9 protein-coding genes are annotated in these 7,416 nt (G+C 70.2%); 5 read left to right on the top strand and 4 right to left on the bottom strand.

What is annotated here, in order from left to right:
- Positions 1–113 precede the first annotated feature (113 nt).
- Positions 114–488, top strand: a complete 375-nt coding sequence (locus CV103_RS08805) for a hypothetical protein (RefSeq protein WP_107394678.1) — start codon at positions 114–116, stop codon at positions 486–488.
- A 28-nt stretch (positions 489–516) separates the two neighbouring features.
- On the opposite strand, the gene CV103_RS08800 is transcribed toward CV103_RS08805, so the two are convergent.
- From CV103_RS08800 to xseA, 4 genes are all read right to left on the bottom strand, one after another.
- A complete protein-coding gene (locus tag CV103_RS08800; protein WP_107394677.1) occupies positions 517–966 on the bottom strand; it encodes a DUF1003 domain-containing protein in 450 nt (149 codons plus the stop codon).
- 247 nt (positions 967–1,213) lie between these two features.
- Complete coding sequence (locus tag CV103_RS08795; RefSeq protein ID WP_107394676.1) at positions 1,214–2,128, bottom strand: M23 family metallopeptidase; 915 nt, start codon at positions 2,126–2,128, stop codon at positions 1,214–1,216.
- Positions 2,125–2,325, bottom strand: a complete 201-nt coding sequence (locus CV103_RS08790) for a DUF2093 domain-containing protein (RefSeq protein WP_015458529.1) — start codon at positions 2,323–2,325, stop codon at positions 2,125–2,127. Before CV103_RS08790 ends, CV103_RS08795 begins: the two co-directional genes overlap by 4 nt.
- A 25-nt stretch (positions 2,326–2,350) precedes the next feature.
- Entirely contained in the window at positions 2,351–3,784 is a 1,434-nt protein-coding gene (gene xseA / locus CV103_RS08785) for an exodeoxyribonuclease VII large subunit (RefSeq protein WP_107394675.1), read from the bottom strand.
- Between xseA and purD the strand changes: the two genes are divergently transcribed.
- From purD to CV103_RS08765, 4 genes are all read left to right on the top strand, one after another.
- Positions 3,783–5,066, top strand: a complete 1,284-nt coding sequence (purD, locus tag CV103_RS08780) for a phosphoribosylamine--glycine ligase (protein WP_107394674.1) — start codon at positions 3,783–3,785, stop codon at positions 5,064–5,066. The two genes, xseA and purD, sit on opposite strands and share 2 nt — an antisense overlap.
- 80 nt (positions 5,067–5,146) lie before the next feature.
- Positions 5,147–5,650 (top strand): hypothetical protein, encoded by a 504-nt coding sequence (locus CV103_RS08775; protein WP_015458532.1) that lies wholly within the window; start codon positions 5,147–5,149, stop codon positions 5,648–5,650.
- A 53-nt stretch (positions 5,651–5,703) separates the two neighbouring features.
- Positions 5,704–6,618 (top strand): sulfite exporter TauE/SafE family protein, encoded by a 915-nt coding sequence (locus tag CV103_RS08770; RefSeq protein ID WP_015458533.1) that lies wholly within the window; start codon positions 5,704–5,706, stop codon positions 6,616–6,618.
- A complete protein-coding gene (locus tag CV103_RS08765; protein WP_107394673.1) occupies positions 6,615–7,379 on the top strand; it encodes a TIGR02186 family protein in 765 nt (254 codons plus the stop codon). The genes CV103_RS08770 and CV103_RS08765 overlap by 4 nt, the downstream gene beginning before the upstream one ends.
- Positions 7,380–7,416 lie beyond the last annotated feature (37 nt).

Raw genomic sequence — 7,416 nt, 5'->3', positions numbered from 1 at the left:
TGACCGCCGCGCCGATGTCTTCCTCGGCAGCATCCACCTCGCCGCCGCCATCACATGGTGGTTATGAGTCCCGGCCCTAATATCGGCGGCGCTTGCTTTCAGGGGAGAAGGCCATGGCGAGGCTGATTGGCGGCACGGCAGCCGGCATCCTGGGCTGGTTCGTTCTTGCGACGCTGCTGAACCTCGCCTTGCGCCACGGCTGGCCGGATTATGCCGCCGTGGAGAAGGCGATGGCCTTCACCTTGGCGATGATGGCCGCGCGGCTGCTGGTGAGCGCGGCCAGCTCGATCGGCAGCGGCTTCCTCGCCGCCCGGATCGGCGGCGTGCGGGCGGCGACGATCGCCGGCGCGATCCTCCTTCTCATGTTCCTCCCCATCCATTACATGCTGTGGCAGCGCTTTCCGGCCTGGTATCATCTGGCCTTCCTCGCCTCGCTGCCGCTGCTGGGCTGGCTGGGCGGACGGCTGGCGCGGGGCGGTTCGCGCTGACATCGCGATACCGCCCCGGCGGCCGCCTTCAGGCGCGTTCGACCGCCCGTTCCGAAAGCAGGCGAAGCTGGTCCTTCACCGCCAGCACTTCCTCATAAAGCAGGGCGATCTGCGCCTCGGCGCGCTGGTTGGTCTCATAATCCAGCCGCGCTTCCAGCCGGTCCTTCGCGGCCTGGCGGTTCTGGCTCATCATGATGATCGGCGCCTGCAGCGCGGCCAGCATCGACAGCATCAGGTTGAGGAAGATGAAGGGAAAGGGATCGAAGGCGTGCGCGACGAGCAGGACGGTGTTGATCGCCGCCCAGCCCGCCAGGAACAGGCAGAAACCGATGATGAAGCCCCAGGAGCCGCCGACCGCGGCAACCCTGTCGGCCAGCCGTTCGCCGAAGGTGAGCCCTTCGTTGAACAGTTCGTTGGGATCGCGCTGCGGCTGGGCGCGACGCAGATGGAATGCGAAGAAACGGATCGCGTTGTTCATGGCTCACCTCGCTTGCGACCGGCCGCAAGGCCCGTCGCGCGCGTGAGCCGGAGTCAGCTCAGCGACGGCCCTTGCGGCACGGTCGATCGACTATGATCGTTGCTGGACATGACCCTGATCGGGGACCTCGACGAAACGGCTCCGCCCCATGCGGGCCGTGGGCGCGACATGATCCCGCCGTGCCGGAGGGTCAATCCCGGCGGGGATTAAACTTTCGTCATGTCGGCAGAGGGGCGATGCCCCGCCTTCACTCCGCCGGCATCGGCCCGGCGAGCGGGGCGGGATCGATCCGTTCGTCCTGCCACTTCATGCTCCAGTGGAGGTGCGGGCCGGTGGCGCGGCCGGTGGCGCCGATCGCGCCGACGAGCTGGCCGCGCGACACGCGCTGGCCGACCTTCACGTCGATGCGGGAAAGGTGGAGGAAGGCGCTGTTCAGCCCCATGCCGTGATCGATCATCAGCAGATTGCCCTCCAGCGTGAAGGGCGCGGCCGCCGCCAGGATCACCACGCCGTCCGCCGGCGCCACCACCGGCGTGCCGGTGGGGCGGGCCACGTCCACGCCCGAATGGAAGGCCCCCGGCTCGCCCGCATAGATGCGCTGCGATCCGAAGACGCCGCTGATCCGCCCCGTCACCGGCCATTGGAAACGCTGGCGCCAGCCATCGGTGGCGGACTGGACGGCGCGGGCGGCGTCGATCTGCGCCAGTTCCCCCTTGCGACGGGCCAGGAATTCCGGCGTCGGCGTGGTGCCGCGCGGCAGGGTGGGAAGCGACTGCACATCCCATCGGCGCGGCGCGATCGCAAGCGGGCGGCGCAGCACCGATCCATCGGCGCCCCGCGCCTCCAGCGTCGCGGCCGGGCCGTGGTCGCGGCCGAAGCCGATGATGAAGCGCCGGTCCGGCGCCATAGCCAGCGGCCGGCCATCGAGCAGCAGCACCGCCGTGCCTTCGGGCGCGGTGCCGGTGACGAGCCCGCCCTGGCGGAATTCGCCCTGGAACTGGAACTGGCCGGACAGCGGCGCGACCGGGGGCGGTGGCGGCGCCGGTTCGGCCGCCGCCGGGGCGGGCGGCGGGGCGGCGGGCACGCAGCCGGCGAGAAGGAAAGCGGGCGGCAGCGCCGCAGCGAGGGAAAGCAGCCGTCGCGCGGCGCCGGCCGGGATCACGCGGAAAGCGCCGCCTGGGTCGAAATCTCCGCGCTGGCATAGGCTTCCTGCCGCGCCACGCTCCAGTAACGCAGATTGTCGAGCGGGATCTTCTCACCCGAGACCGCGCAGACGACATGATCGCCCGACGTGAGCACGCGGAAATTATTGGCCATATAATGCAGCCGGGCGGGGCGGTTGGCGTGCGACATCAACATGGGATCTTGGTTCCTCTGGCCCGCATCAGAGCAGGCTCGGCTGTTCGGGTTCTTCCGGAGAATAGGATGGCCGGCCGCCCCGCTCAACCCGTGCGTCCACGCTGCCGTCGGCGAAATGGAGCGTCAGCGCGCCGGCCGCCTTGGCCTGCGCCGCCGTCGTCACCACCCCGCCGCCGCGCCGGCCGACCCAGGCATAGCCCTTGGCGAGCGGCCGTTCGGGGTTGAGCCCTTCCGCCAGCCGCCACAGCCGCTGGACCTGCGCCTCGGCATCGGCCAGCCGCGCCTCGATCAGCGCCGGGCGGAAACGCACCGCCGCCAGCCGCTCGCCGGCCCGCGCCAGCCGCGCCTTCAGGAGCGGGGGGCGGAGCGCGCCCGCGGCATGGGCGAGATCGCCGCGCGCCACCGCCAGCCGGCGCGAAAGCCCGCGCGGCAGGCGTTCGCCGAGATCGTCCATCCGCTGCTGCTGGGGGCCGAGCAACCGATCGGGCGCGGGCAGCCGCCTGGCCGTCGCCTCCAGCCGCTCGCCCGCGCGCTCGCGATAGCGGTTGGCGCAGCGCGCGGCGCGCACGCCAAGCTCGCGCAGGCCGGATAGCAGGTCGCCGCGCACCGGCACCGCCATCTCGGCGGCGGCGGTGGGGGTCGGCGCGCGGACGTCGGCGGCGAAATCGCAGAGCGTGGTATCCGTTTCATGCCCCACGGCCGAGATCACCGGGATCGAGCAGCCGGCGACCGCGCGCACCACCGCTTCCTCGTTGAAGGCCCAGAGATCCTCGATCGATCCGCCGCCGCGCGCGACGATGACGAGATCGGGGCGCGGCACCGGCCCATCCGGCGCCATGGCGTCAAATCCGCGCACGGCGGCGGCCACCTGATCGGCCGCGCCCTCGCCCTGCACCAGCACTGGCCAGACGACGACGCGGGTGGGACAGCGATCCTCCAGCCGGTGGAGGATATCGCGGATCACGGCGCCGGTGGGCGAGGTGACGACGCCGATCACGCCCGGCAGGAAAGGCAAAGGCTGCTTGCGATCGCGATCGAACAGCCCTTCGGCCGCGAGCGCCCGGCGCCGCTGGTCAAGGAGCTGCATCAGCGCGCCCTGCCCGGCCAGCTCCATCCGTTCGATGACGATCTGATATTTGGAACGGCCCGGATAGGTGGTGAGCCGGCCGGTGGCCACCACCTCGATCCCGTCCTCCGGCCGGAAGGCGAGGCCGCCGGCGCTGCCCTTCCAGATGACGCCGTCGATCACGGCCTTGTCGTCCTTCAGCGCCAGATAGCAATGGCCGGAGGCGACCCGCTTGAAGCCGGAAATCTCGCCGCGCACGCGGACATGGCCGAACCGTTCCTCCACGCTGCGCTTGAGCGCGCCCGAAAGCTCGGACACGCTCATCGCCGGCGAATTGTCGCCGGGCGCCTCCTCGGCTAACAGCCGCTGAGGTTCGAAGGGAAGATCGCTCATGAAAGTCCTGTTGCTGGGTTCTGGCGGGCGCGAGCATGCGCTGGCATGGAAGCTCGCACAATCGCCGAAGCTGACCAAGCTTTACGCCGCGCCGGGCAATCCGGGAATAGCCGAACATGCCGAGCTGGTGCCGATCGATCCGGCCCACCCCCATGCCGTGCTGGCCTTCGCCCGCGACATGGATATCGGCCTGGTCGTGATCGGGCCGGAGGCGCCGCTGGTGGCGGGCGTGGGCGATCTGCTGCGCGAGAACGGCGTGCTGGTGTTCGGCCCCGATGCCGCCGCCGCGCAGCTTGAAGGGTCCAAGGGCTTCACCAAGGACCTTTGCGCCCGGGAAAATATTCCCACCGCCGCTTATGCCCGCTTCACCGATGCCGATGCCGCGCGCGCGGGCCTCGCCCGCTTCGGCCTGCCCGTCGTCATCAAGGCGGACGGGCTGGCCGCCGGCAAGGGCGTGGTGATCGCCGAGGATGCCGCCGCCGCCGAGGCGGCGATCGCCGACATGTTCGACGGCGGCTTCGGCGAGGCCGGGGCCGAGGTGGTGATCGAGGAATTTTTGACCGGCGAGGAAGCGAGCTTCTTCGCACTGACCGACGGCAAGGCGGTGGTGCCCTTCGGCTCCGCCCAGGATCACAAGCGGGTGGGCGAAGGCGATACCGGCCCCAACACCGGCGGCATGGGCGCCTACAGCCCGGCCCGGGTGCTGACCCCGGCGCTGGAAGCGCGCGCCATGGCCGAGATCGTCGAGCCGACCGTGCGGGCGATGGCGGCAGCCGGCACGCCTTATTCAGGCGTGCTCTATGCCGGCCTGATGCTGACGGCCGAAGGCCCCAAGCTGATCGAATATAATGCCCGCTTCGGCGATCCCGAATGCCAGGTGCTGATGATGCGGCTGGAAGGCGACCTGCTGGAGTTGATGCTCCGCGTGGCCGAGGGGCGGCTGGGCGAAACCGCCCCGCCCAGGCTTTCCGACGCGGTGGCGCTGACCGTGGTGATGGCGGCCAACGGCTATCCCGGCACGCCGGAGAAGGGCGGCACGATCGAGGGCATCGACGCGGCCGAGGCCGGCGGCGCCAAGGTGTTCCACGCCGGCACCGCGATCCGCGACGGCGGGATCGTAGCCAATGGCGGGCGCGTGCTGAACGTCACCGCCACGGGCAGGACCGTGGCGGAGGCGCAGGCCGCCGCCTATCGCGCGGTGGACGCGATCCGCTTCCCCACCGGCTTCTGCCGCCGCGACATCGGCTGGCGCGAGGTGGCGCGCGAACGGCAGGGGCAATAGCCGCGCACGGAACGGCGATGGCCGCGCGGCGTTCGTTACGGTAGCGTAGGCAGCGGAAGGCGGAAGGGACGGAGAAGCATATGGACAATTATTTCCTGGTCGCGATCGGCGCGGTCATCCTCGCCGCCCTTGCCATATTCTTCGTCCTGCGCGGGCGCCGGCAGGCCACGGGAACGATCGAGCCGCCGACGTCCGAACCGTCCAAGATCGCCCCCGCCGCCCCGCCGCCCGCAGCCCCCGCGCCCAGGGCCGAGCCGCATCATGATCGCGTGACCGATGCGGCCGCCATCGCCACCGCCGATATCGCCGGCCAGTTCCTGGGTATCGACACCACCCCCAATCCGCCGGACGACCTCACCCGCCTGAAGGGCCTCGGCCCCAAGGCGCAGTCCGTGCTGAACGGCCTCGGCATCACCCAATATTCGCAGCTCGCCGCCCTCACCCCGGCGCAGATCGACAAGGTGGATGCCGCCATGGGCAATTTCGCCGGCCGGCTGCGGCGCGACCAGTGGATCGAGCAGGCCCGGCTGCTCTCCATCGGCGACATCCCCGGATTCGAGGCCAGGTTCGGCAAGCTAGGCTGATCTTCCGCCGCCTTGGCACATGACCTGAACGGCGAAATCGGCTAGCGGGGGGCATGGACCTTTACCTGCCCATTGCCGGCCTGTCGGTGAACATCATCGTCATCATCGGCCTGGGCGGGCTGGTGGGCATCCTTTCGGGCATGTTCGGGGTGGGCGGCGGCTTCCTCACCACGCCGCTACTGATCTTCTACGGCATTCCGCCCGCCGTCGCGGTCGCCTCCTCCGCCACCCAGATCACCGGCGCCAGCGTATCCGCCGTCCTCGCCCATCACCGCCGGCAGGGCGTGGATTTCCAGATGGGCTGGGTGCTGGTGGCGGGCGGCGCGCTGGGATCGATCACCGGCGGCTATGCCTTCCGCGCGCTGCAGGACAGCGGCCAGATCGATACCGTCGTCGGCATCCTCTATGTCCTGCTGCTGGGCAGCATCGGCATATTGATGGCGCGCGAGGCCGCGCAGAGCATCGCCGTGCTGTGGGGCAAGGCCGCCGCCCCGCCGCGCCAGCGCCGCCACAATCCGCTGGTCGCGGCCCTGCCGATGCGCTGGCGCTTCTATCGATCGGGGCTCTACATCTCGCCGATCGCGCCGCTGCTGCTGGGCTTCGGCACCGGCCTGCTCACCGTGCTGCTCGGCGTCGGCGGCGGCTTCGTGCTGGTGCCGGCGCTGATCTACCTGCTCGGCATGTCGACGCGCGTGGTCGTCGGCACATCCTCCTTCCAGATCCTGTTCGTCACCGCCGCCACCACGCTGGTGCATGCCACCACCACCAAGGCGGTGGATATCGTGCTGGCGGTGCTGCTGCTGATCGGCAGCGTCGTGGGCGCGCAGCTCGGCACCCGCTTCGCCATGAAGGTGCGGCCCGAATGGCTGCGCCTGGCACTCGCCGGCATCGTGCTGGCGGTGGCGGTGCGGATGGCGCTGGGCCTCGGCTGGCGGCCGGACGAGATCTACACGATCCAGCCGCTATGAAGCGCCGCGCCGCCCTCATCCTCCTGCCCCTGATCGCGCTGCTGCTGGGCGCCGCCGCCAAGCCGTCGCTGGTGCCGGACGTGTCGCAGCGGCGGATCGACATCATCTACAGCTTCACCGGCGCGGAACTGCTGCTGTTCGGCGCGATCGTCTATCCCGGCGGCCGCGCGCCCGAAAAGCCGGCCGATGTGGTGGTGGTGGTAAAAGGCCCCGCCGAACCGATCGTGCTGCGCGAGAAGCAGAAGATCGCCGGCGTCTGGATGAATGCCGAAAATGCGCGTTTCCGATCGGTGCCGGCCTTCTACGCGGTCGCATCCTCCCGGCCGTTGCAGGGGCTGGTGGACGATCGCACCGCCGCCATCTACGAACTCGGCCTCCGCAACATCCAGCTTTCCCCGGCCAGCGGCGAGACGCCCGAGGCGCAGCGCCGGTTCGAGGCGGGGCTGGTCGATCTCAAGCGGCGCGGCGGCCTCTATGTCGAAAGCCCGGACGGCGTGGAGGTGAGCGAGGGCGTGCTCTACCGCGCCCGCATCGCCATCCCGGCGCGCGTGCCGGTGGGCAGCTATACCGCCGAGACCTTCCTGATCCAGGACGGCCGGGTGGTCGCCGCCGCCACCCGCGAGATCGAGATCGACAAGTCCGGCTTCGAACGCTTCGTCGCCATCGTCGCCGATCGCTGGTCCTTCACCTACGGCCTCGTCGCGGTGGCGGTATCGGTGGCGCTGGGCTGGGCCGCCGCCGCGGCCTTCCGCAAGAAGTGATCCGTAATATCCGACTTTCTTAATCCTTTGCCTCTTA

Origin of the sequence: Edaphosphingomonas fennica (assembly GCF_003034225.1) — a bacterium.
GTDB lineage: Bacteria > Pseudomonadota > Alphaproteobacteria > Sphingomonadales > Sphingomonadaceae > Sphingomonas_E > Sphingomonas_E fennica.
Note: the sequence above shows the minus strand (reverse complement) of the source record. Positions and strands in the feature narration are given on the sequence as shown.